Origin of the sequence: Nonomuraea sp. NPDC049129, from assembly GCF_040648495.1 — a bacterium.
Taxonomy (GTDB): Bacteria; Actinomycetota; Actinomycetes; order Streptosporangiales; family Streptosporangiaceae; genus Nonomuraea.
Window position 1 is genome coordinate 226,615 of sequence record NZ_JBEZDU010000009.1, and the last position, 23,288, is coordinate 249,902.

Genomic DNA, 23,288 nt, shown 5'->3' on the forward strand with positions numbered 1-23,288 from the left:
GCACCGCCGACGTTCCCGAATCGAATGACGGAAAGCTATAGAACGTAAGGCCAGTTCAACAGATGAAAGGGAGAACTGTCGGTACTTGGATGCGGAGTCGTAATCACTCCTCAACTTACGGGAGCCTGAGGATCACGCCTAATGTTCGACTGGTGAAGCGCACAGCGGCCTTCCTCGCCATGGCGATCCTGCCCATTGCTCTTCTGGCGGGCTGTGGTGCCCCTGAGGCGCCCGCCGCGCCCTCTGCCGACCCTCCCAAAGGGGTGTCGGTCTCGCTGGCCCAGTGGCGCTCTGACGAGCCTGTACACGCCATCGAAGTGGCCGTGACCAATGCGACGGACACACCGGTCTATTTCTCCGACGTTCAGCTTGTCACACCGTCGTTCAAGACACTGCCTCCCGAACGCGCCGACGCGCTCCTGAAGCGGACGCCTCGCACAGACCTGCGCATCCCGTACGGCGCGGCCAACTGCTCGCCCAAGGGCCTGCCGTCGCTGCAGCCGGCCACGGTCGTGGCCCACCTGCGCACCGGGTCCGAGCCGCTGCGCAGGGTGGTCTTCAAGGTGCCGCACCCGGATTCGCTGCTGACCCGGCTGCTGCGCGACGAGTGCTCCGCGTTCCTGATCACGGAGGCGGCCGACATCGAGTTCGGCGACGACTGGACGCAGGTCGGCAAGGTGATGCGCGGCAGTCTCGTCCTGACCCGCCGCAGCACCGGCGTGGTGGCCGTCCAGGACGTGGGCGGCACCACCCACTACATCGCCACCCCCGTCGAGAAGAGCAGGCCGCTGGCGACCCTGGACGCCGGGGCGCAGCGGGCGCGACTCGCCCTCGAGCTCACCCCCGGCCGCTGCGACCCGCACGCGTTCGCCGAGGGCAAGAAGGCGTTCCTGTTCCCCGTGCGGGCCACCATCGACGGCGGCGAGGAACGCGTGGTCATCGTCGTACCGCCCAAACCGCTCCAGGAACGGCTGACCGCCTACGCCCTCAAGACGTGCGGGCTGGGCGGCTGAGTCTCAGCCCGCGATCTTGCCGGTGCGGTATTCCAGCGCCTTCGTGGCGTCGTACTCGTTGTTCTCGCCGTACTGGTAGACGCCGATCGTCGCGACCGACGGGTCACCGGCGGCGTTGAACTCGACCGGGCCGCTCACGCCGTCGTAGTCGATGTCCTTGCCGGTCTTGAGCAGTTCGTCGCAGGACTTGAAGGTCTTGCACTTCTCGCCGCCCTCGCTCACCTCGGGCAGCTTGGCGGCGATCGACCGGCCGCTGTCGTCCTTGGCCGCCTCGGCGGCCAGCGCGATGAGGATCGTGGCGTCGTACGACTCCGCGGCGTAGGTGTAGCTGGTCAGCTTGGGATTGATCGCCAGCAGTTTCTTCCGGAAGTCGGTGGGCGCCGCGGCGCCGGGGATGGTGCCCTTGACGCCCGCCAGCGTGCCCTTGGGCATCTTCAGGTAGTTGCTGTTGGACATGTTGCCGTCGACCATGTACCACTTGACCTTGTCGGCCGTCAGGCCCTGCTTGACGAGCTCCGCCACCACCTTGGCGCTCTCCTCGAAGCCGATCAGCACGACCGCCTTCGGGTTCGCCGCCTTGATCTTGGCCACGTCGGCCGAGAAGTCGGCGGCCTTCGGGTCGTAGTCCACCCGCTGCACCACCGAGGCCCCGGCGTCCTGCGCGGTCTTCGTGACCTGGTCGGCCAGGCCCGAGCCGTAGGAGTCCTGCATGGCCAGGATGCCGATCGTGTCGTTGCCGTCGGCCACGATCAGATCGCCCAGCACCCGGCCCTGCAGCTTGTCCGGCGGCGCCGTACGGAAGTACAGGCCGTTGTCCTTGATCGTGGTGAACTTGTCGGAGGTGTTGGCCGGCGAGAACTGGACCACCCCGGCACCCGTGATCTTGTCGATCACCGACTCCGACACCGAGCTCGACGCGGCGCCGATGATGGCGTCGGCCTTCTGCGCGAGCAGCTTGTCCACCGACTGCGAGGCGATGTTCGTCGTCGTGTCGCCCGAGTCCGTATCGATCTTGACAACCGGCTTGCCGAGCACCCCGCCCGCGTCGTTGATCTCCTTCACGGCGGCGTCGACCCCCGCGAACTCGGGCGGCCCGAGGAAGGCCAGCGACCCTGTCTGCGGCAGCAGGGTGCCGATCGTCAACGTGCCGTCGCCCTTGGCCTCGGCGGCGGCCGAGGTCGGAGCGGCCGACGTCGCGCCCTTGGCTCCCGTGTCACCGCCACCGCCACAGGCCGTCAATGCCAGGCTCGAGACCGCCGCGGCCGCCAGCAGGCGTTTGCGCATCATGTGACTCCCCCTCTGTGTCAGCGAAGGGAACGATCTACCTCGCCGCGTTTCCCAAGCTCAGCATGCACGCCTGGGGAGGAGGCGTGGAGTTCTGACAGCCTTTTTATACCCATTTGTAATGTCTTAGTCAGTGGAGATGGTCCGTGATCCTCGATTCGGGGCCGTCCGCTGCGGAGGGCGTTCGTAATGTCTCTGTCAGTCGCCGCGGGACCGTCGTTGCGGGAGGCGTTCGCGACGTCCCCGTCAGTCGCGGACGGCCCCGATCCGAGGATCGGGGCCGTCGTCGCTGCGGGAGGCTTCAGCCGGAGATGTCGCCCTTGCGATATTCGAGCGCCTTGGCGGCGTTGTACTTGTTGTCGGCGCCGTACTGATAGACCCCGATCGTCGCGACGGATGGATCGCCCGCGTCGTTGAAGTCGACCGGCCCGCTCACGCCGTCGTAGTCGATGTCCTTGCCCGCCTTGAGCAGCTCGTCGCAGGACTTGAAGTCCTTGCACTTCTCGCCGCCCTTGCTGACGTCCACGAGCTTGGCCGCGATGGCCGCGCCCGTGTCGTCCTTGGCCGCCTCGGCGGCCAGCGCGATGAGGTTCGCCGCGTCGTACGACTCCGCGGCGTAGGTGTAGTTGGTCAGCTTCGGATCGGTGGTCAGGAGCCGCTTCTGGAACGCCTCGGGCGCCGCCGCGCCGGGAATGGTGCCCTTGACGCCCGCCAGCGTGCCCTTTGGCATCTTCAGGTAGTTGGTGTTCGACATGTTGCCGTCGACCATGTACCACTTGTGCTTGTCGGCCGTGAGGCCCTGTTTGACCAGCTCCGCGACGACCTTGGCGCTCTCCTCGAAGCCGATGAGCACGATGCCTTTCGGGTTCGCCGCCTTGATCTTCGCCACGTCGGCGGAGAAGTCGGCGGCTTTCGGGTCGTAGTCCACCCGCTCGACCACCTTGGCGCCCCCCGCCTCGGCGATCTGCGCGACCTGGTCGGCCAGGCCGGTGCCGTAGGCGTCCTGCATGGCCAGGATGCCGACCGTGTCGTTTCCGTCGGACACGATCAGATCGCCCAGCACCCGGCCCTGCAGCTTGTCCGGCGGCGCCGTACGGAAGTAGAACCCGTTGTCCTTGATCGTGGTGAACTCGTCGGAGGTGTTGGCCGGCGAGAACTGCACCACGCCCGCCCGAGTGATCTTGTCGATGATCATCTTCGACACCCCACTCGCCGCGGCGCCGATGATGGCGTCCGCCTTCTGCGCGAGCAGTTTGTCCACCGCCTGCGAGGCGATGTTCGTGGTGGTGTCGCCCGAGTCCGTGTGGATCTTCTTCACCGGCTTGCCGAGCACCCCGCCGGCGTCGTTGATCTCCTTGACGGCCAGGTCGACGCCGGCGTACTCGGGCGGGCCGAGATAGGCCAGCGAACCCGTCTGCGGCAGCACCGAGCCGATGGTCAAGGTGCCGTCGCCCTTGGCCCCACTCCCTGTCGCCTGCGCGGTGGCCGTGCCCGAGGAGGTCGGCGCGGTGGTGGTGCCCCCAGTGGTGGTGCCCCCGGTGGAACAGGCCGCCAGTGCCATGGCCGCTGCGGTGGCGACGGCCATGGCCCGGGAAATGCGGATCATCGAAGCGTCTCCGTCCAGGTGAGCGGATCTTCTGTCCGCCCATCAGCATGCGACCGGGACGCCTCAGGCGAAGGAAACCGAGGCCGGTTGGATGCCCACTCGTAATCGCGCCACAACCCGAGGGGACAAATCCGGTGATATACGGCCCCTCAGGCGCGCTCCGCCGTGTCATCTATAACGATCTGGGCAACCTCGCGCATGCTCAGCCGGCGATCCATCGACGCCTTCTGGATCCACCGGAACGCCTGCGGCTCGCTCCAGCCGTGCGCGGACATCAGCTGCCCCTTCGCCCGCTCCACCAGCTTCCTGGTCTCCAGCCTGTCGGACAGGCTCGACACCTCGGCGGCCAGCGCCACCATCTCCTCGTGCCTGCTGACCGCCATCTCGATCGCGGGCACCAGGTCGGCCTTGGTGAACGGCTTGACCAGATAGGCCATGGCCCCCGCGTCCCTGGCCCGCTCGACCAGGTCACGCTGGGAGAAGGCGGTCAAGATGAGGCACGGAGCGATCCGCTCCGCCACGATCCGCTCGGCCGCCGAGATGCCGTCGAGGACGGGCATCTTGACGTCGAGAATCACCAGGTCCGGCCTCAGCTCGGTGGCCAGCTGGATCGCCCGCTCGCCGTCACCGGCCTCGCCCGCGACGATGTAACCGTCTTCCTCGAGCATCTCCTTGAGATCGAGGCGGATCAGGGCCTCGTCTTCCGCGATCACCACTCGCCGCTGCGTACTCACGAGCAAGAGAGTACCGATGTCCGCTAGATTAGAGCGACGCCGGTGGTGGGTGGCTGCGAGTTTCGGCTACCCTTTCGCCGTGCGATAAGGACGGATCCGGATATTTCCGGATCCTCGCCTCGGTATCCCAATTGGCAGAGGAAGCGGATTCAAAACCCGCACAGTGTGGGTTCGAGTCCCACCCGGGGCACTTCGATCAGTCGCCCGGCCACTTCGGCCGGGCGCTGTTCCTTGTCTGGGCACCGTTTCCAGGACGGGTGCAATCTCCGGGACAGGTGCTGTCGCCGGAACAGGCGTCTGCTTTCGGAACGGGCACTGTCGCCGGGACAGGCGCTGTTTCGGGACGGGCCGTGGGGCCTCGTGTTCGAGTCCTCAGGACCGCGAGGACGTTGCCGCGAGGGCTGGGTCGGCCAGGGAGAGCCGAGCGACGAGCCGTTCCCCATGCCGGAGGCGTCCGCCGTGATGACCTTCGACGGGGCGCGGTCCTGACCTCGGCCGACATTTCAGACGCGCGGCCACCAACCCCGACGATGCGCTTTGGCGTGCCCACCAGGCTGGCGGCGCACTTTGGTGTGCCCACCAGGCTGGCGGTGCGCTTCAGCCCGCCGACCAGCCTGACGAGCCGTCTTGGCCACCGGCCAACTCGACGAGCCGATTCAGCTCGCCGACCAGCCCGGCGAGCGGCCGAGTAGCGCCACCACCCGGTCCAGAGCCGGGGCGTCGTCCGCCACCGGCACCCCCGCCACGAACGCCCTGCCCTCCCCACGCGTCTCCGGTGTGTCGGGCACCTTGGCGGCCACCGGCAGCGCGGCCTCCGCCAGATCCTCGTCCACGTTCGCGGGGACGCCCAGCGCCTTGGCGAAATCCCAGTCGTGGACCACGCAGTCGACGAAGTGAAACCCGATCGCCATGTGCGCGGGGAAGGGACCTCCGTCGCGGATCTCCGGCAGGTAGAACCCCCGATCAAGTACGCCGTCCGCGGCGAAGGCGTCCATCACCGCCCGCGCCGACGCCGCGTACTCCTCCACCGGGTCGTCACCCACCGTACTCGGCTCCCACCTCGCCAGATCGGACCGCGCACCGGAGGCGGCGAAGGCGAAGCCGTGGTTCTGCACGATCTGGTGGGCGAGCAGGTCGCGCACCGCCCAGCCGGCGCACGGGGTCGGCCGGTCCAGGTCGCCCGGCTTGATGGTCGCCACCAGGTCGACGGTCGCCTGCACAGACCGGCGGTTGAGCTCAATGATGTCTACCAAGGCACTGTCCCGTCATCGTCGAAGAATCCGCCCGTCGGCCCGTCGGGGCCGAGGGTGGCCAATCTGACGATAACGGCCGCTCCGTCGGCCGCTGTGCGGGTGATGGGCAGCCCGAGGTCCTTGGTGAAGTCCGTGGCACAGGCTCCGGGCGCTGCGGCGTTGACCAAGATGCCGTCTGCACGCAGCTCCTTGGCGTACTGGATCGTCAACGCGTTGAGCGCCGTCTTGGACGGCGGATACACCGCCGACGCCGGAATTCCCGACATGTAGTGATCCGAGGTCGTGTGATGGCTCAGGGAGCCCACGCCGCTGGAGACGTTCACGATGCGGGCGGCGGGCGCGCGCCTGAGCAGGGGCAGGAACGCGTTCGTCACCATGAGCACGCCGACGACGTTCGTCTCGAACACCTGGCGCACCAGCTCGGGCCGGGTGGTGCTGGGTGCCTCGCCTGCGTGGTGGCCGGAGATGCCGGCGTTGTTCACGAGTACGTCCAGACGGCCATAGCGGTCGGCGACGTGGGCGGCGGCTGCCTGGATAGTGGCGGCGTCGGTGACGTCGAGCACGATCGGATGGATGTCGACGCCAACGGCCCTGTCCACTCCGCCGAACCCTGATCTGTCCGCTTCCCCGGATCCTGGCCCTTCCGCTCCCCCGGGGTCTAGCTGATCCATGGTGGCGAAGTCTGGCCGATCCATGGTGGCGGAGTCTGGCGTGGCCATGTCTGTGGCGGTCGCGCGGAGCTTGGCGGCTGCCGCCTCACCTCGGCGTGCGTCGCGGGCAGCCAGCAGCACCGTCATGCCCCTGGCGGCCAACTGGGCGGCGACCTCGAAACCTATGCCCTTGTTCGCCCCGGTCACCAGGGCGATCTTCGATGTGGTCATTCCCCGAGCACACCACCGTCGATCGTGGACCGGCCAACACCAGCTGGGTCAGGATCGATACCCTGCGGGTATGGAGACGCGTGAGCTGGCCTACTTCGCCGCCGTCGCCGATGAGCTGCACTTCGGCCGAGCGGCCGCGCGGCTGGGGATCGCGCAGCCGCCGCTGTCGAGGGCGATCCAGAAGCTCGAACGACGGCTCGGGGTGACCCTCTTCGACCGCTCGGGCCGCAGGGTGGCGCTCACCCCGGCGGGCGAGGTACTGGCCAGGGAGGCCGCCAAGGCCCTGGACGCGGTGGCGGCGGCCGAACACCGTACTCGCAGGGCGGGGCGGACCGAGCCGCGGCTCGTGGTGGCCCTGAAGCCGGGCGGCGACGGCGCGCTGCTCCCGGACATCCTGGCCGCCTACCAGTCGTGCCCGGACGCCCTGCCGGTGGAGGTGGTGCTGTGCGGGGTGGCCGAGCGGGCCCGGCTGTTGCGTGACGGTACGGCGGACGTGGCGTTCCTGCACCACCCTTGGGAGGACATGACGGGGTTCGACACGGAGCCGCTGCTGGTGGAGGGCGGTGTGGCCGTCGTACCTGCCCGGCACCCGTTGGCCGGACGGCCGTTCGTCCACCTCGCCGACCTGGACGCCGACCCGACCCCGCGCTGGCCCGATCCCCGCACTCCCAATCCTGGCGCCTCCGGACGGCATGCCTCCGGGCCGCACGTCTCCGGGCCGCACGTCCCCGGGCCGCAGGTCTCTGGACGGCAGGTCGCGTCCAAGTCGCTGGGCGGGTCCGAGCCGCATGTCGCGGCCGGGCTGCGGGCGGGCGATGCCGCTCAGATCATGCAGTTGGTCGCCCTCGGCAGGCTGATCGCCGTCGTCCCCGAATCGGCCAAGGAGCAGGTACGGCGCGATCTGGTCTGCATACCGGTCGTGGACGCCGCCCCCACCACGGTCGTCCTGGCCTGGCCCGAGCAGACCCGCTCCCCCGCCCTGGCCGCCTTCGTCCGCACCGCCGCGGACATCGCGAACATCGGCGCGACTGCGGGTGTCGCAGCCGGGGACGTCGCCGGTATGGACGTGGCGGGTGCGGACGTGGCGGGTGTCGCAGGTGCAGGGGTTGCGGATACGGACGTCGCGACTGCCGCCGTCGCGGCCGGAGACATGGCACGCCGGCCCGCGACTGAGCCAGGTGACCGGGTGATCAACCATGGGCGCGCGTGACTCGTGGAATGCCGTCCGGTGGACCGCGAGGTGATGACACGGACGACTCCGGGCTCTGGGGTCGGACCGGATGACGATAGTTTGTGCCAGTGACAGCTATCGATCCCACCGTGACCGGCGCGTACGCCATCGGGCTCGCAACCATCGCCGCTGACGGCACCGTACTTGACACCTGGTTCCCCGCTCCTCAGCTGGGCGACCCGCCCGTTACGGGCACCGAGCGGCTCTCCGCCGAGGAGGCCGGCGAGCTGGCCTCGCTGGTGGGTCCCGACCCGGCCAGGGGCGTCGAGGTGGTGGCCGTGCGCACCGGCATCGCCAAGCTCTCCGAGCCGCCGGCGGACACCCACGACGCCTACCTCAGGCTCCACCTGCTCTCCAGCCGCCTGGTCCAGCCGCATGGGCTGAGTCTCGACAACCTGTTCTCCTTGCTGGCGAACGTCGTGTGGACCAACTTCGGGCCGTGTCCGGTGGAGGGGTTCGAGCAGACCCGGCTGCGGTTGCGGGCCCGGGGAGCGGTGTCGGTGTATGGGGTGGACAAGTTCCCGCGGATGGTCGACTACGTGCTGCCGGCGGGTGTCCGGATCGCCGACGCCGACCGAGTACGCCTCGGCGCGCACCTGGCCACCGGCACCACGGTGATGCACGAGGGCTTCGTGAACTTCAACGCGGGCACGCTGGGCGCCTCGATGGTCGAGGGCCGCATCTCGGCGGGCGTGATCGTCGGCGACGGCTCCGACGTGGGCGGCGGCTCCTCGATCATGGGTACGCTCTCGGGCGGCGGCAAGGAGGTCATCTCCATCGGCGAACGCTGCCTGCTGGGCGCGAACGCGGGCATCGGCATCTCGCTGGGCGACGACTGCGTGGTGGAGGCGGGCCTCTACGTCACGGCCGGCACCAAGGTCGCCCTCCCGGACGGCCGCGTCGTCAAGGCCAAGTCACTGTCCGGCACGAACGGCCTCCTGTTCCGCCGCAACTCCCAAACCGGCGCCGTGGAAGCCGCCCCTCGCGCCGGCGGTCCCGTCGAGCTCAACGCCTCGCTCCACGCCAACTGACTCTGCGAGATCCACAAGCTCAAGATCTGTTACGGCCGGCCAGCCCGGTGGGGCACCACAACCGCCACACGTGGCCGGCACCTGGCCTCGTGATTCCACAAGGGGCCCCCGCGAGAGGTTTCCGCGAGGGGCCTCCACGAGAGGTTTCCGCAGGGAGCTCCGCGAGGGATTTCCGTGAAGGGCCTCCGTGAGGGGTTGCCGTGAAGGGCACCCACGATGGGCCTCCGCGACGACGCCCGAGCCGCCCTCGTCGAGCTCACCGACCACACGCCCTTCCCGACTGCTCCCGCCATCGACATGCCCGGCTGGCTCGGCCGGCTCGGCTTCCGCGCCTGCCGCGCGCACAGCTGCTCCCCACGCGTCGCGGGCAGCCCGCATCCTGAACGAGGACTTGTGCCGGCGCGGGGCGACCTTCGCCACGTCTGTGACATGTACGGCCTGACCATAAAGGGAGCGCTTCGTCACCCCACCACCCTCCGCCATCCAGCCGTGGGTCGGCAGGAGTCGTGCAATCGGGATGTAAGAAACCCTTCCATCGGACCACATGCTTCTGAACGACGTGCTCCCGACCGAAGGAACCGGCTTGCCCAACCCACACGAGCGCTTCACCGTGCTCTACAACACCTACCAAGCGCGGGTGTACGGCTATGCGGCCAGCCGAGCCGGACACCAGCTCGCCGAGGAAGTGGTCAGCGAGACCTTCCTGGTCGCCTGGCGGCGTCTCGACGACATCCCGGATCAAGCACAGCTGCAATGGCTCTTCCGCGTCGCCCGCAACATCCTGCGCGATAACTTCCGGCAGGCCGCTCGAAGGGAATCTCTGGAGGCCGAGCTGAGAACGTGGATCAAAGAGGCCGTCGCCGACGTGGGCGAACACGCCACCGAGCGGCTTGCCGTGCTCCGCGCGCTGGCCACCCTGTCCGACGACGACAAAGAGATCCTGACCCTGACCACCTGGCATGGGCTGACAACCAGCGAAGCGGCCGAGGTGCTGGGCTGTACCAAGGCGGCCTTCTTCGTCCGATTACATCGAGCGCGCCGGCGACTGCAATCGGCGATCGACGCCACAGACACCATCACCAACCAAAAGCCGGTGATCGTTCCAGGGGGAGAACTCCGATGAGCCGCAAGCCCGACGCGATGTATCTCCTCACCATGGCGCGCCCTGCTTCGCTGGACCGCGGATCGCGCATCTCCACCGATGACATCCTGATCAAGGCGGCCGCCGAGACACCGGGAGAGCCCAATCGCAGGCCACCGCACCCGAGACGGCACCTCTTGACCGCCCTTCGACTCACCGCCGTCGCGACGGCCTTCGCGGTCGCAGCCGTCCTCCTTGTGCGAAGCGCGAATGTCGAGCGCGCCGTGCCTTCCCCAGAGCCCGCCCGTACCGTGCTGCTGGCCGCTGCGGAACGGGTCGAGGCCGAGAACCCGGCAACCGGCCGATACTGGCACACAACCGGCCAGAGCATGGCCGTTGGGGAAGGAGGCGAAGCGCCTGTCGGCATGGAACCCAAACTGGTCCGTTACCAAGTCACGTGCACCCATGAGGTCTGGATAGCGAAGTCAGATCGGGATCCCAGCTGGCTCGTGGTCACCGCCCAATCGGGCAAGCCGCTCACCAAGACTGACGAGGAGACCTGGCGCCAGCAGGGCGCGTACAGAATCGGCGGTTGCGAAGGGGTCGGCGTTCCGAGTGTGGGCGGCACACTGCCCGCACCGCCGTTCGCCATGCGACTCGACGACAAGCGCGCTCCTGAAGTTTCCTATCCCCAGGCGGGAGCCACACACGTCACCACCAAGGAGGTCATGAACCTACCCACCGATGTGATGAAGCTCAGGAAAGTGCTTCAGGAGTGGGCTCGGAGAGGTGGCTATCCAGCCGACGAGGAGTCCCTGTACGCGCAGACCACCAGCCTGCTCTCCCAGCTTCCGACCACTCCCGCCCAACGGGCCGCGCTCTACCGCCTGCTGGCGGGCCTTTCGAGGGTGAAGAACATCGGGGCGACCACCGACCCGATCGGACGCGCCGGGACGGGGATCGAGCTGTCAGGCAGCGGACGACAGATCATCATCGACGAAACCTCAGGTCGGCTGCTGGCCGCGCAAGAACGATCCACCGACGGAGCGGGGGCACTGACCTCATGGACCGCACTGACCGCGTCCGGCTGGACAGAAGCAAGACCAGCACTTCCCAGCACGATCCTGTTCAACGGTCGATGAGGATGAAGCCGGCGACCGGCTGAGTGCCGTGATGTGCGCGCCGTCCGGTCGGCCATGGCTTTCGTGTGGCGTGGCGCGCCCACACTCGGCCCGTCCCCATCCGCCAGCCGTGACCCACCACCCACCGCGCACCGCACTGCCCACGGAGACGACCAAGATTGCGCACGTCACGGCGGCACGCCGGGGAAGCGGAGGAGCGTTCCCCTGGAGGGCCGTCAGCCGACCATCCAGGGTGGGTCCTCCCGTGCTTGCCGTAAAAAAATAGCCCTAAAAGGCTTTGCCATAAATCAGCTGTGGGAGACCGCCGAGCCGATGGTGTGGACGCGGAGGGCGTTGGTGGAGCCCGGCGTGCCGGGAGGGGAGCCGGCCACGATGACCACCTTGTCGCCCTTCTCCAGGCGGCCCAGCGTCAGCAGTGACGCCTCCACCTGACGCACCATGTCGTCCGTGTGGTGGACGAACGGCACATGGAACGTCTCCACGCCCCACGTCAGCGACAGCTGCCCCCGCACGTGCGGGGCCGAGGTGAAGGCCAGCAGCGGGATCGGCGAGCGGTAGCGGGCCAGGCGGCGGGCCGTCTCCCCCGACATCGTGAACGCGATCAGCGCCTTCGCGCCGACGATCGCGCCGACCTCGGCGGCGGCGCGGGCGATGGCGCCGCCCGTCGTCTCCGGCAGGCGCTCCAGGGAGTGGGTGGCGTGCAGCGAGTGCTCCTCCGCCGCCCGCGCGATGCGGTCCATGGTGGAGACCGACTCGATGGGATAGTTGCCCACCGAGGTCTCGCCCGAGAGCATGACCGCGTCGGCGCCGTCCATGACCGCGTAGGCGACGTCGGACGCCTCGGCGCGGGTGGGGCGGGGCGCGCTCATCATCGAGTCGAGCATCTGGGTGGCGACGATGACCGGGCGGGCCTTTTCACGGCAGAGCTCGATGATGCGCCGCTGGACGATCGGCACCTGCTCCAGGGGCAGCTCGACACCGAGGTCACCACGGGCGACCATGATGCCGTCGAACGCCTCGACGATCTCGGGCAGGCGGTCGACCGCCTGCGGCTTCTCGATCTTGGCGAGCAGCGGGAGGCGGACGGCCTCCTGCTCCATGATGTTGCGCACCACGTCGGCGTCGGACGGGCGGCGGACGAAGGACAGGGCGATCATGTCGAAGCCGGTGCGCAGCGCCCAGCGCAGGTCGGCCTCGTCCTTGTCGGTGAGCGCGGGCGCGCTGACGTTGATGCCCGGCAGGTTGAGGCCCTTGTTGTCGGAGATCATGCCGCCGATGACGACGCGCGTGATGACGCGGTCGCCATCGACGCTGGTGGCCTCCAGGACGAGGCGGCCGTCGTCGACCAGGATGGTGTCACCGGGGCGTACGTCGCCCGGCAGGCCCTTGTAGGTCGTGGAGACCTGCTCGCGGTCTCCCGGCACGTCTTCGGTGGTGATCGTGAAGACGTCGCCGAAGCCGAGCCGGACCGGGCCTTCCTCGAACCTGCCGACACGGATCTTGGGGCCCTGCAGGTCGGCGAGCACGCCTACACCGCGGCCGAGGTCGGCCGCCACCTCTCTGACCCGGTCGTAGACCTCACGGTGCATGTCATGGTCGCCATGACTGAGGTTGAACCGGGCCACGTCCATGCCGGCGGCGATCAGCTCGCGCAGGCGTTCAGGAGAGGACGTGGCGGGACCTAGAGTGCAGACTATTTTCGCGCGACGAGTCACGAGTCCTACCTTAATTGGTACAGACCACTTGGCTGTCATTGACGACGCAGAACGTACCCGGCGTAGGAGAACAACACGAGAATGGCGACCCCCAGACGGGCCAAGTTCGCGTATTCCTCGGGGTAGATCACGCCTTCGATGTAGTGGTCGATGAAGCCGGTGGGCGGGAGGCCCTGGAGTCCGGCGTTGCGGCGCCCCCAATCCTCCACCACCGTGAGCGGGCATTCGACGCCGGTGGCCAGCGAGATCAGGCCCCAGGTCGTGACCGCGAGATGGACCCAGATCGTGCGCCGCCAGCGCCATGCGACATACCCGCCCACGGCCATGTAGGCCAGGAAGGCGAAGTGCACCACCATCGCGGTGTCCGCGATGAGGCGATACATCATGCTCTGACGGTAGCGCCATTCCAGGACATCATGGTGGCGTGGCGGTTGCGGCCTTCCGGGAGATCATCGTGCGACGGTCGCGGCCTTCCAGGCGTCGACGATGCCGCGGCCGTAGAAGCCGTTCTTGGATTTGCCGCCCTCGCAGGTCTGCTTGTCGCTCTCGCCGGCGCTCTCGTAGGTGTACGTACGCGGCGACGGGCACGCCTTGCGATCGGCGGTCTTGTACAGGAGCTTCTCAACGGTGGCTGGAGAGAGCGCCAGACCACCCTTGCCGGGCTTGCCGAAGCGGCTGATCAGGATCGCGGCGACGCCGGTCGCGTGCGGGGCCGCCATCGAGGTGCCGTCCAGATACTGGTAGTAGGAGCAAGGGCTGCTGCTGCAGTCACGGACGACCGCGGAGGTCTTCGGCTTGCCCGACTTGTCCAGCAGGCCGGTACGACGCAGCACAGCCTCGGGGGCGGCCGCCAGGATCGACCTGGTGGTCGAGGCGCCCTTGCCCTCCGTCACGTCGCCGCCGGGCGCGGACAGGTCTGCCTGCTCGATCCCGTAGTCGCTGTAGCTGGCCTTGCGGCCGGAGGGGCCCACCGCGGCGACCGAGATGACGCCCTTGGACTCGGCCGGCACGTTGATGCAGGAGTTGTCGACCTTGCGGGTCTTCTCGCTGCCGCGCGGGTAGCCGGGACTGGACGTGTCGACCTTGGGCCTGCCGAGGTCGGTGGAGCCGTTGCCGAGCGCGGAGATGAGCGTGACGCCCTTCTTGCGCGCGTAGTCGAGTGCCCGCTGCATGCCGGTGATGATCGCGCGCTGCTGCAGCTGCTGCTTCTTGCTGTCGGCCTTGTTGTGGGCGCAGTTGAACAGCCACGGGTCGACGTAGTAGCTCATGTTCACCACGTCCACTCCGATGTCGGCGGCGTAGGTGAGCGCGTCGAGGCTGGGCTTGAGGAAGAAGAACCCGGAGTCCTGCCCCGCCCTGATGTTGACGAGCTGCACGCCCGGCGCCACGCCCGCGATGCCGATGTGGTTCAGCGGCGAGCCGATCGTGCTGGCCACGTGGGTGCCGTGGCCCTCGTCGTCCTGGTCGACCGGGTCCTTGCAGCTCGACACCTCGCAGGGGCCGTCGAGCGTGTCGCCGTTCTCGTCGTTCGGCTTGTCGGTGACGAAGTTGCGGCTGAGGGCGCGGTTGAAGTTCGGGGCGATGTCGGGGTGCTTGCCGTCGATGCCGGTGTCGATGACGCCGACGAGCACCTTCTTGCTGCCGGGCACCTTCTTGTTGGCGCGGTCGGCGCCGATCATCCTCATGTCCCACTGACGGGGCGCGAGGGGCTCGCCCGCCCTGGTCGTGAGGGCCGACGCGTCGGGGAACGCCCGCGGCTCCAGCGCACCCCGAGCACCGGATGCGAGCGTGCCCCCGGCCGTCGTGCTCAGGGCACCGGACGCGAGCGCGGCCGTCGAGCCTTGGGCGCGAGGGGTGAGCCCTGGCGCGAAGCCGATCTCGCGGTCGGTCGTGACGCCGACGACGGCCTGGTCCGCGCCGAGGGCGTCGACGAACGCGTCGCCGCCGCCCTTGGCCACGACGTAGCCGAGCTTGGTGTCGGTGCTGACGAGGCGGCCACCGGCGCGCTCGACGGCGGAGAGCGCCGCTCCCGCCCGGCCGTCGGCATAGAAGACGAGGTACTCCTGGTCCGGCCCCGCTTTGGGCGCCGCAGGGGTCGCGCAGGCCGCCAGCGAACCGGCCACAGCCAAGGCCATCAGGCCGGCGGCGAATCGCCTCATACTTCCCCCATCCACGGCGTCACACCAGAAAGTGCATCTTCCCGACCCCAGTCCCGCGATGCAACTTTGTCGTAAAATTTCGGACTTTAGAGGGCAAAACGGGATCAGGTTGTCCAGCCCTGGTCAGGCAAAAGGGCGGCCCTGGTCAAGAGTACGCACGTCACGGCGGCCAGCCCGGGAACCGGAGGAGCGTTCCCCTGGATGGAGCCCAGCCCCGTGCAGAGGGTGGGGCTGGCCACTGCCGGCCGTAAAGAAAAACAAAGCGCCCGCCCGGGGGGACCGGGCGGGCGCCTCGAAACAGCAAGGCCGTCAGACGAGTGGACCGTCAGACGAGCAGACGGTCAGCGCGTCAAACCAGATCGCGGCCGTCGGACCAGCAGACACGTCACGGGCATCAAACCAGCGGACGAGCGGTGGGCAGGATCGGGTACGGCAGCGAGGTGTCGCCGGACAGGAACCGGTCCACGCCCGAGGCGGCCGCGCGGCCCTCGGCGATCGCCCAGACGATGAGCGACTGCCCGCGACCCATGTCGCCCGCCACGAAGACCCCGTCCACCTTGGACATGTACGACTTGTCGCGGGAGACGTTCCCACGCGCGTCGTAGAACCCGTCCCCACCGACGTCAGCGAGGTCCTGGAGCAGGGCACCCTTCTCCGGGCCGAGGAAGCCCATCGAGAGCGTGACCAGCTCGGCCGGGATCTCCCGCTCGGTGCCGGGGATCGGCTTGAAGCCGTTCTGCGGGCCCTCGACCTCGACCAGCCGCAACGCGCGGATGTTTCCGGCGTCGTCGCCGACGAACTCCGTCGTCGAGACCGCGTACACCCGCGCGCCCCCGCCCTCCGCGAGCTCCTCGTGCGCGCTCTCCATCTTGAACAGGATGGGGAACGTCGGCCACGGCTGGCTGCCGGGCCGCGCGGCGGGTGGCTGCGGCATGATCTCCAGCTGGGTGACCGACTTGGCCCCCTGCCTGATCGCCGTGCCGATGCAGTCGGCTCCGGTGTCGCCGCCGCCGATGACCACGACGTGCTTGTCCTTGGCCGAGATGGGGGGCTCGCTGAGGTCGCCCTCCTGCACCTTGTTCGACAGGGGCAGGTATTCCATCGCCTGGTGGACGCCACCGAGCTCGCGCCCGGTCACCGGCAGGTCGCGCCACAGGGTGGCACCGCCCGCCAGCACCACCGCGTCGAACTCCGCGCGCAGCTGGGCCGCCGTGACGTCGACGCCGACGTTCACGCCGGTGCGGAACTCGGTGCCCTCGGCCCGCATCTGGTCCAGACGCCGCTCGATGTGGCGCTTCTCCATCTTGAACTCGGGGATGCCGTACCGCAGCAGGCCGCCGATACGGTCCGCGCGCTCGAACACCACCACGTCGTGGCCCGCCCGGGTGAGCTGCTGGGCCGCGGCCAGCCCGGCGGGACCCGAGCCGACGACCGCGACCTTCTTGCCCGTCTTCACCGGCGGGGGCTGCGGGGTCACCCAGCCCTCGGCGAACGCGCGGTCGATGATCTCGACCTCGACCCGCTTGATCGCCACCGGGTCGGAGTTGATGCCGAGCACGCACGCCGCCTCGCACGGAGCCGGGCAGAGCCTGCCGGTGAACTCCGGGAAGTTGTTCGTGGCGTGCAGCCGCTCGATCGCCTCCCGCCAGTCGGTGCGGTGGACCAGGTCGTTCCACTCGGGGATGAGGTTCCCGAGCGGGCAGCCGTTGTGGCAGAACGGGATGCCGCAGTCCATGCAGCGTGATGCCTGCTTGATCAGCTTGTCCTGGGAGAAGTCCTGGTAGACCTCCCGCCAGTCGCCGATGCGGACGTCGATGGGGCGGCGCGCGGGCAGCTCCCGGTCGTGCGTGAGAAAACCCTTGGGGTCAGCCATCGGTTACGCCTCCCTTAACCCTTGACCGCGGCGGCCATGACCGCCTCGTCGATGTCCCTGCCTTCGATGCGAGCCGCCTCGGCCGCCTCCATGACCCGCTTGTAGTCGGTCGGCATGATCTTGCCGAACCGGGCGAGCGCCGCGTGCCAGTCGGCCAGCAGTTCCTTGGCGACCGGGGAGCCGGTCTCCGCGAAGTGCTTCTCGACCGTCTCGCGCAGGAACTCGCCGTCCTCCTCGGTGAGCTCCTCGATGGCGACCATCTCGCGGTTGACCCGCCCGACGTTGAGGTCGAGCAGGTAGGCGACGCCGCCGGACATGCCGGCCGCGAAGTTGCGCCCGGTCGGGCCGAGGACGACCGCCTTGCCGCCGGTCATGTACTCGCAGCCGTGGTCGCCGACGCCTTCGACGACCGCGGTGGCGCCGGAGTTGCGGACGCAGAAGCGCTCGCCGACGACGCCGCGGATGAACGCCTCCCCGGACGTGGCGCCGTAGAGGGCGACGTTGCCGGAGATGATGTGACCGTCGAGCGGTGCCTCCTCGTGCGGCCGCAGGATGATGCGCCCGCCCGACAGGCCCTTGCCCAGGTAGTCGTTGGCGTCACCGGTCAGCCGCAGCGTGATGCCGCGCGGCAGGAACGCGCCGAACGAGTTGCCCGCCGAGCCGGTGAAACCGATGTCGATCGTGTTCTCCGGCAGGCCGGCGCCACCGTAACGCTTGGTGACCTGGTAGCCGAGCATGGTGCCGACGGTCCTGTTCACGTTGCGGATCGGCAGCTCCAGCGTGACCGGGGTGCCGTTGTTCAGGGCGCCTTCGGCCAGCTGGATCAACGTGTTGTCGAGCGCGTGCTGCAGCCCGTGGTCCTGCTCGACCGTGCGGCGCAGCGGGGTCCCCGCGGGCAGCTCCGGCTGGTGCAGGATCGGCGACAGGTCGAGGCCGTTGGCCTTCCAGTGGTCCTCGGCGGCCGTCATGTCGAGCAGCTCGACGTGCCCGATCGCCTCTTCGAGCGAGCGGAAGCCCAGCTCGGCGAGGTATTCGCGGATCTCCTCGGCGATGAACTCGAAGAAGTTCACCACGAACTCGGGCTTGCCGGTGAAGCGCTTGCGCAGCTCGGGGTTCTGCGTGGCCACGCCCACCGGGCAGGTGTCGAGGTGGCAGACCCGCATCATCACGCAGCCGGACACGACCAGCGGAGCGGTGGCGAAGCCGTACTCCTCCGCGCCGAGCAGCGCGGCGATGACCACGTCGCGGCCGGTCTTGAGCTGGCCGTCCACCTGCACCACGATGCGGTCGCGCAGCCCGTTGAGCAGCAGTGTCTGCTGCGTCTCGGCCAGGCCGAGCTCCCACGGCGCGCCCGCGTGCTTGAGCGAGGTGAGCGGCGAGGCGCCGGTGCCGCCGTCGTGCCCGGAGATGAGCACCACGTCGGCGTGCGCCTTGGACACGCCCGCCGCGACCGTGCCGACCCCGACCTCGGCCACGAGCTTGACGTGCACGCGCGACTCGGGGTTGGAGTTCTTCAGGTCGTGGATGAGCTGGGCGAGGTCCTCGATCGAGTAGATGTCGTGGTGCGGCGGCGGCGAGATGAGGCCGACGCCGGGCGTGGAGTGCCGGGTCTTGGCGATCCACGGGTAGACCTTGTGGCCGGGCAGCTGGCCGCCCTCACCGGGCTTGGCGCCCTGGGCCATCTTGATCTGCAGGTCCGCCGCGTTGACCAGGTATTCGCTCGTCACGCCGAACCGGCCCGACGCCACCTGCTTGATGGCGCTGCGCCGCGTCGCGTCGTACAGGCGCTCCGGGTCCTCGCCGCCCTCGCCGGTGTTGGACTTGCCGCCCAGCTGGTTCATCGCGATGGCGAGCGTCTCGTGCGCCTCCATCGAGATCGAGCCGTACGACATCGCGCCGGTGGAGAACCGCTTGACGATTTCGGAAACCGGCTCGACCTCGTCGATCGGGACCGGGGTCCGGCCCTCCTTCAGCTTGAACAGCCCGCGCAGCGTCATGAGCCGCTCGGCCTGGGAGTCCACCATGCCGGTGTACTCCTTGAAGATCTCGTAGCGGCGCGTGCGGGTGGCATGCTGCAGCTTGAAGACCGTCTCGGGGTTGAACAGGTGCGGCTCGCCCTCGCGCCGCCACTGATATTCGCCGCCGATCTGGAGCCCGCGGTGCGCGTTCGCCACCCTCGGGTAGGCGTGCGCGTGCCTGCGGGCGGCCTCTTCGGCCAGCACGTCGAAGCCGACGCCGCCGAGCCGCGAGGTGGTGCCGGTGAAGCAGGCGTCGATGACCTCCTGGCTCAGGCCGAGCGCCTCGAAGATCTGCGCGCCGGTGTAGGAGGCCACGGTGGAGACGCCCATCTTCGACATCACCTTGATGACGCCCTTGCCGTAGGCCTTGATCAGGTTCCGTACGGCCTTGTGCTTGTCGATCTGGAGCGCACCGGTGTCGACCAGGTCCTCGACGGTCTCGATGGCCAGGTACGGGTTGACCGCGCCCGCGCCGTAGCCGATGAGCAGCGCCATGTGGTGGCACTCCCGCGCCTCACCGGTCTCGACGACGAGACCGATCTTGGTGCGGGTCTTCTCCTGGATCAGGTGGTGGTGGACCGCCCCGGTCAGCAGCAGCGCCGGGATCGGCGCCAGCGTGTCGGACGAGCCGCGGTCCGACAGCACGATGATGCGCGCGCCGTTGGCGATCGCCTGCGACGCCTCGGCGCGGATCTCCTCCAGGCGGTGCAGCAGCGCCGCGCCACCGCCCGACACCTCGTAGAGGCCGGAGATCACGTGCGGGTGGAAGCCTGGCAGGTCGTGCTCGTCGTTGATATGGATGATCTTGGCGATCTCATCGTTGTCGATCACCGGGTACGGCAGGACCAGCTGACGGCAGGAGGAGGGCCCGGGGTCGAGCAGGTTGCCCTCCGGCCCGAGCACGCTGGCCAGCGAGGTCACCAGCTCCTCGCGGATGGCGTCCAGCGGCGGGTTCGTGACCTGCGCGAACAGCTGGGTGAAGTAGTCGAACAGCAGCCTGGGCTTCTCGCTGAGCACCGCGACAGGCGTGTCGGTGCCCATGGAGCCGATCGGCTCGGCGCCGGTCCTGGCCATCGGCGACAGGATGATCCGCAGCTCTTCCCCGGTGTAACCGAAGGTCTGCTGCCGCTTGACGAGCGCCTCGTGCGTGGGGATCTCCCGCTGCCGGGCCGGCAGCTCCTCGAAGCGGACCAGGCCGGCGTGCAGCCAGTCCTCGTACGGCAGCGCGGCCGCGAGCTCGGCCTTGATCTCGTCGTCCTCGATGATCTTGCCGCGGGCGGTGTCGATGAGGAACATCCGGCCGGGCTGCAGGCGGCCCTTGCGCACCACGTCTTCGGGCTTGAAGTCGAGCACGCCCGCCTCGGATGCCAGCACGACCAGCCCGTCGGCGGTCACCCAGAATCGGCCCGGGCGCAGGCCGTTGCGGTCGAGCACGGCTCCGGCCAGCGTGCCGTCGGTGAAGGTGATCGACGCGGGGCCGTCCCACGCCTCCATCATCGAGGAGTGGAACTCGTAGAAGGCCCGCCGCGCGGGGTCCATCTCGGTGTGGTTCTCCCACGCCTCGGGGATCATCATCAGGACGGCGTGGGGCAGGCTCCGGCCGCCGATGTGGAGCAGCTCCAGAGCCTCGTCGAAGGATGCGGTGTCGCTGCCGTCTGGATCGCAGATCGGGAAAAGTCGCGACATGTCGCCCGGGATCTGGGCGGATTCGAGCATCGCCTCGCGGGCCCGCATCCAGTTGCGGTTGCCCTTGACCGTATTGATCTCGCCGTTGTGGGCGATGTAACGGTAGGGGTGGGCCAGCGGCCAGCTCGGGAAGGTGTTGGTGGAGAAGCGCGAGTGCACCAGCGCGATCGCGGTCTCGTAGCGCTCGTCCGACAGGTCGGGGAAGAACGGCTCGACCTGGTCGGGGGTGAGCATGCCCTTGTACACGATCGTACGGGCGCTCAGCGAGGGGAAGTAGACGTCCACCTCGTGCTCGGCCCGCTTGCGCAGGCAGAACGCCAGCCGGTCCAGCGCCAGCCCCGACTCTCCGTTGGGGCTCGCCACGAACAGCTGCGTGAAATGCGGCATGACGGCTCTGGCGCTCGGTCCGGGCAGCGCCCGGTCGACCGGCACCTCGCGCCAGCCCAGGACGTTCAGGCCTTCCTCGGCGGCGATCTCCTCGATCATGCGGAAGGCGATGTCGCGCGCCTCACCGTCGAACGGCAGGAAGGCCATGCCGACGGCGTAGTGGCCGGGCTCGGGCAGCGCGAAACTCACGTTCGTACGGAAGAAAGTGTCCGGGATCTGGGTGAGGATCCCGGCTCCGTCGCCTGTGTCAGGCTCGCTACCCTTGGCCCCCCGGTGATCGAGATTGCACAGCGCCGTCAGCGCCTTCACCACGATCCCGTGCCCGCGGCGCCCGGCGACGTCGGCCACCATGGCGACTCCGCAGGCATCATGCTCGTTGGCGGGGTGGTAGAGGCCCTGGGGCTCGGGGAACCCGAGGTGGGCAGCAGGCATTGAATCCCTCCCGTCGTCATCGTCTGTCAAGAACTGCTCTACAGGCGGGGACGACGTTGGCCCTGCTGCGTGTGCGTAGAGGTTACAACACCCTGCCGGAATAGTTCCCGCCTGGTCCACATCGCGAACATTGGCGACAATCCCGACATACGAGCTGCTATGTCCCAAACACCGGACTGGAGGCCCGGAATTCCCTCGATAGGGTTGGACCATGGACCGTGACGGGGTGGAACGCCTGCTCGACGAGGCCGGAGTCGACGGCAGACGGCTCAGGCACGCCCTGACCCTCCTCTGCGACGGCCAGTGGTGGACCCTGTCCGACCTGGTCAGGGAGTCGGCAACGGCCCGGCGGACGATCGAGGCACTGCTGCGCGAGGTCCCGCTGGAGCACTCCGGCGACAGGTTCCGGGTGCCGCTCACGCATTCGCCGGATTTCCAGGACCTGCTGGCCGTGGCCCCGCCCCCGGCCGACCCGGTCGCCTATCTGCTCCCCCACTACACGCACGTGCTCGACCGGCTGCGCCGCCTCATCGACGAGGCGCCGCGCTCCCGCCACGCGCTGGACCACGTGGCCGCCACCCCCGACACCGTGCTGCGCAGGGCGCTGCTGCTCGGCGCCCGCTTCTGGCTGCGGGGCGCGAAGCTGCTGTTCGTGGGCGACCACGACCTCACCTCGCTGGCCGTCAAACTGGTCCACCCCGAGGCCGAGGTCACCGTGGTCGACGTGGACGAGCGCATCCTGGCCTATCTGGACGCCCAGGATCTCGGCGTACGGACCCGGTGGGCCGATCTGCGGCTGTCGCTGCCGCCGTCGGCCCGCGACCACGACCTGGCCGTCACCGACCCGCCGTACACACCGGAGGGCGTCGGGCTGTTCGTGGCGCGCGCGATCGAGGGGCTCAAGGACGATGGGCGGGTGCTGCTGGCGTACGGGGCGAGCGAGCGCACTCCGATGCTCGCCCTGAAGGTGCAGAACTCCCTCTCCGCCCTCAACCTCGCATATGACGCTATTTACCCAGATTTCAACAGATATTTCGGGGCGGAAGCCATCGGCTCCGCCGCCGACCTCTATGTCCTGCGTCCCACCACCAAGACCCGTCCCGCCGTCACCGCCCGCCTCGACCGCCTGACCACCGCCATCTACACCCAGGGCCCCCAGTCGATCGAGTCCACCGGCTCCTCGGCGGCCGACAGCTCCTCGGCGGCCGACGCCGACCTGCTGGTGGGTGACTGGCCGAAGGAGCTGCCGCAGCCCCGGGTGAAGCTGTCCACGTGGCTGGCCAAGCCCTACGCGGCCGCCGTGGAGCGGGTGGCGATCGCGCTGCCCGCCGGCCTGGAGGCCGCGCTCCCGCGCCTCCTGCTGGCCACGCGAGCCGCCCACGTGCGGGTCCTGCTGTCCGCGCCGGCCCCTCTCCCGGATGTCCTGGGGTCCGTCTACGAGCTGACGTCCGACGGCGGCGTCCTGGAGGCCGTACGACTCCCGCAGCCGATCGGTGACGAGGCCGGGGTGCTGCGGCGGATCCTCGACAACGGGCACGGCAAACTGGCCAACACCTGGCGCGAGGGGCTCATCGCGGTGGCCCGCTCACAGGGCACCACCCTCACCAAGAACGACGCCCGCGCCCTCATCCGGCAGGCGGCGCCCTGGGCCGAGGCCGTCACGCCGCTGGAGACGCCCCTCCACCGCCTCGCCGACCTCCCCACCACGGTCTCCGCCACGGTCACGGCCCTGTCCAAGACCACCTGACCGGCCGGAACGGTG

16 protein-coding genes and 1 tRNA gene are annotated in these 23,288 nt (G+C 68.9%); 7 read left to right on the forward strand and 10 right to left on the reverse strand.

Annotation, left to right across the window (positions count from 1 at the left end):
- The first annotated feature begins 152 nt into the window (after window positions 1–152).
- Window positions 153–1,013, forward strand: coding sequence for a hypothetical protein (locus tag AB0B64_RS28800; RefSeq protein WP_358180981.1), 861 nt, complete (start codon window positions 153–155; stop codon window positions 1,011–1,013).
- A gap of 3 nt (window positions 1,014–1,016) precedes the next feature.
- On the opposite strand, the gene AB0B64_RS28805 is transcribed toward AB0B64_RS28800, so the two are convergent.
- The 3 genes from AB0B64_RS28805 to AB0B64_RS28815 form a co-directional block, all read right to left on the reverse strand.
- On the reverse strand, window positions 1,017–2,300 hold the full coding sequence (locus tag AB0B64_RS28805) for an ABC transporter substrate-binding protein (RefSeq protein ID WP_357945572.1): 1,284 nt from the start codon (window positions 2,298–2,300) through the stop codon (window positions 1,017–1,019).
- Window positions 2,301–2,598: 298 nt separating this feature from the next.
- A complete protein-coding gene (locus AB0B64_RS28810; RefSeq protein WP_357945569.1) occupies window positions 2,599–3,903 on the reverse strand; it encodes an ABC transporter substrate-binding protein in 1,305 nt (434 codons plus the stop codon).
- Between the two features lie 149 nt (window positions 3,904–4,052).
- Window positions 4,053–4,637, reverse strand: a complete 585-nt coding sequence (locus AB0B64_RS28815) for a response regulator (RefSeq protein ID WP_357945566.1) — start codon at window positions 4,635–4,637, stop codon at window positions 4,053–4,055.
- A 116-nt stretch (window positions 4,638–4,753) separates the two neighbouring features.
- Between AB0B64_RS28815 and AB0B64_RS28820 the strand changes: the two genes are divergently transcribed.
- Window positions 4,754–4,827: transfer RNA gene (locus AB0B64_RS28820), tRNA-Leu, on the forward strand.
- Window positions 4,828–5,293: 466 nt separating this feature from the next.
- Here AB0B64_RS28820 and AB0B64_RS28825 read toward each other — a convergent pair.
- Both AB0B64_RS28825 and AB0B64_RS28830 read right to left on the reverse strand, forming a co-directional pair.
- Complete coding sequence (locus AB0B64_RS28825; protein ID WP_358180984.1) at window positions 5,294–5,890, reverse strand: TIGR03086 family metal-binding protein; 597 nt, start codon at window positions 5,888–5,890, stop codon at window positions 5,294–5,296.
- Window positions 5,884–6,771, reverse strand: coding sequence for an SDR family NAD(P)-dependent oxidoreductase (locus tag AB0B64_RS28830; protein ID WP_358180987.1), 888 nt, complete (start codon window positions 6,769–6,771; stop codon window positions 5,884–5,886). Before AB0B64_RS28830 ends, AB0B64_RS28825 begins: the two co-directional genes overlap by 7 nt.
- A gap of 70 nt (window positions 6,772–6,841) precedes the next feature.
- On the opposite strand from AB0B64_RS28830, the gene AB0B64_RS28835 reads away from it, so the two are divergent.
- From AB0B64_RS28835 to AB0B64_RS28850, 4 genes are all read left to right on the forward strand, one after another.
- Complete coding sequence (locus tag AB0B64_RS28835; RefSeq protein ID WP_357945558.1) at window positions 6,842–7,981, forward strand: LysR family transcriptional regulator; 1,140 nt, start codon at window positions 6,842–6,844, stop codon at window positions 7,979–7,981.
- A gap of 89 nt (window positions 7,982–8,070) precedes the next feature.
- On the forward strand, window positions 8,071–9,033 hold the full coding sequence (dapD, locus tag AB0B64_RS28840) for a 2,3,4,5-tetrahydropyridine-2,6-dicarboxylate N-succinyltransferase (RefSeq protein ID WP_357945556.1): 963 nt from the start codon (window positions 8,071–8,073) through the stop codon (window positions 9,031–9,033).
- A gap of 544 nt (window positions 9,034–9,577) precedes the next feature.
- Complete coding sequence (locus tag AB0B64_RS28845) at window positions 9,578–10,156, forward strand: sigma-70 family RNA polymerase sigma factor (protein WP_357945553.1); 579 nt, start codon at window positions 9,578–9,580, stop codon at window positions 10,154–10,156.
- Complete coding sequence (locus AB0B64_RS28850) at window positions 10,153–11,256, forward strand: CU044_5270 family protein (RefSeq protein ID WP_358180990.1); 1,104 nt, start codon at window positions 10,153–10,155, stop codon at window positions 11,254–11,256. The genes AB0B64_RS28845 and AB0B64_RS28850 overlap by 4 nt, the downstream gene beginning before the upstream one ends.
- A 287-nt stretch (window positions 11,257–11,543) precedes the next feature.
- Here AB0B64_RS28850 and pyk read toward each other — a convergent pair whose 3' ends face one another.
- The 5 genes from pyk to gltB all read right to left on the reverse strand — a co-directional run bounded on the left by pyk (window position 11,544) and on the right by gltB (window position 21,526).
- Window positions 11,544–12,971, reverse strand: a complete 1,428-nt coding sequence (gene pyk, locus AB0B64_RS28855) for a pyruvate kinase (protein ID WP_357945547.1) — start codon at window positions 12,969–12,971, stop codon at window positions 11,544–11,546.
- A 35-nt stretch (window positions 12,972–13,006) separates the two neighbouring features.
- A complete protein-coding gene (locus AB0B64_RS28860; RefSeq protein ID WP_357945545.1) occupies window positions 13,007–13,357 on the reverse strand; it encodes a DUF2784 domain-containing protein in 351 nt (116 codons plus the stop codon).
- A 63-nt stretch (window positions 13,358–13,420) separates the two neighbouring features.
- Window positions 13,421–15,130, reverse strand: a complete 1,710-nt coding sequence (locus tag AB0B64_RS28865; protein ID WP_357945543.1) for a S8 family serine peptidase — start codon at window positions 15,128–15,130, stop codon at window positions 13,421–13,423.
- Window positions 15,131–15,524: 394 nt separating this feature from the next.
- Window positions 15,525–17,003 (reverse strand): glutamate synthase subunit beta, encoded by a 1,479-nt coding sequence (locus tag AB0B64_RS28870; RefSeq protein ID WP_357945540.1) that lies wholly within the window; start codon window positions 17,001–17,003, stop codon window positions 15,525–15,527.
- A gap of 14 nt (window positions 17,004–17,017) precedes the next feature.
- Complete coding sequence (gene gltB, locus AB0B64_RS28875; RefSeq protein ID WP_358180993.1) at window positions 17,018–21,526, reverse strand: glutamate synthase large subunit; 4,509 nt, start codon at window positions 21,524–21,526, stop codon at window positions 17,018–17,020.
- Between the two features lie 211 nt (window positions 21,527–21,737).
- On the opposite strand from gltB, the gene AB0B64_RS28880 reads away from it, so the two are divergent.
- Window positions 21,738–23,273, forward strand: coding sequence for a bis-aminopropyl spermidine synthase family protein (locus tag AB0B64_RS28880; protein ID WP_358180996.1), 1,536 nt, complete (start codon window positions 21,738–21,740; stop codon window positions 23,271–23,273).
- Window positions 23,274–23,288: the final 15 nt, after the last annotated feature.

Coding starts and splice junctions, on each gene's coding strand:
- AB0B64_RS28805 (WP_357945572.1), bottom strand. CDS start 2,300: ATGATGCGCAAACGCCTGCTGGCGGCCGCGGCGGTCTCGAGCCTGGCA.
- AB0B64_RS28810 (WP_357945569.1), bottom strand. CDS start 3,903: ATGATCCGCATTTCCCGGGCCATGGCCGTCGCCACCGCAGCGGCCATG.
- AB0B64_RS28830 (WP_358180987.1), bottom strand. CDS start 6,771: ATGACCACATCGAAGATCGCCCTGGTGACCGGGGCGAACAAGGGCATA.
- AB0B64_RS28835 (WP_357945558.1), top strand. CDS start 6,842: ATGGAGACGCGTGAGCTGGCCTACTTCGCCGCCGTCGCCGATGAGCTG.
- AB0B64_RS28845 (WP_357945553.1), top strand. CDS start 9,578: ATGCTTCTGAACGACGTGCTCCCGACCGAAGGAACCGGCTTGCCCAAC.
- AB0B64_RS28850 (WP_358180990.1), top strand. CDS start 10,153: ATGAGCCGCAAGCCCGACGCGATGTATCTCCTCACCATGGCGCGCCCT.
- AB0B64_RS28860 (WP_357945545.1), bottom strand. CDS start 13,357: ATGATGTATCGCCTCATCGCGGACACCGCGATGGTGGTGCACTTCGCC.
- AB0B64_RS28865 (WP_357945543.1), bottom strand. CDS start 15,130: ATGAGGCGATTCGCCGCCGGCCTGATGGCCTTGGCTGTGGCCGGTTCG.
- AB0B64_RS28870 (WP_357945540.1), bottom strand. CDS start 17,003: ATGGCTGACCCCAAGGGTTTTCTCACGCACGACCGGGAGCTGCCCGCG.
- gltB (WP_358180993.1), bottom strand. CDS start 21,526: ATGCCTGCTGCCCACCTCGGGTTCCCCGAGCCCCAGGGCCTCTACCAC.
- AB0B64_RS28880 (WP_358180996.1), top strand. CDS start 21,738: ATGGACCGTGACGGGGTGGAACGCCTGCTCGACGAGGCCGGAGTCGAC.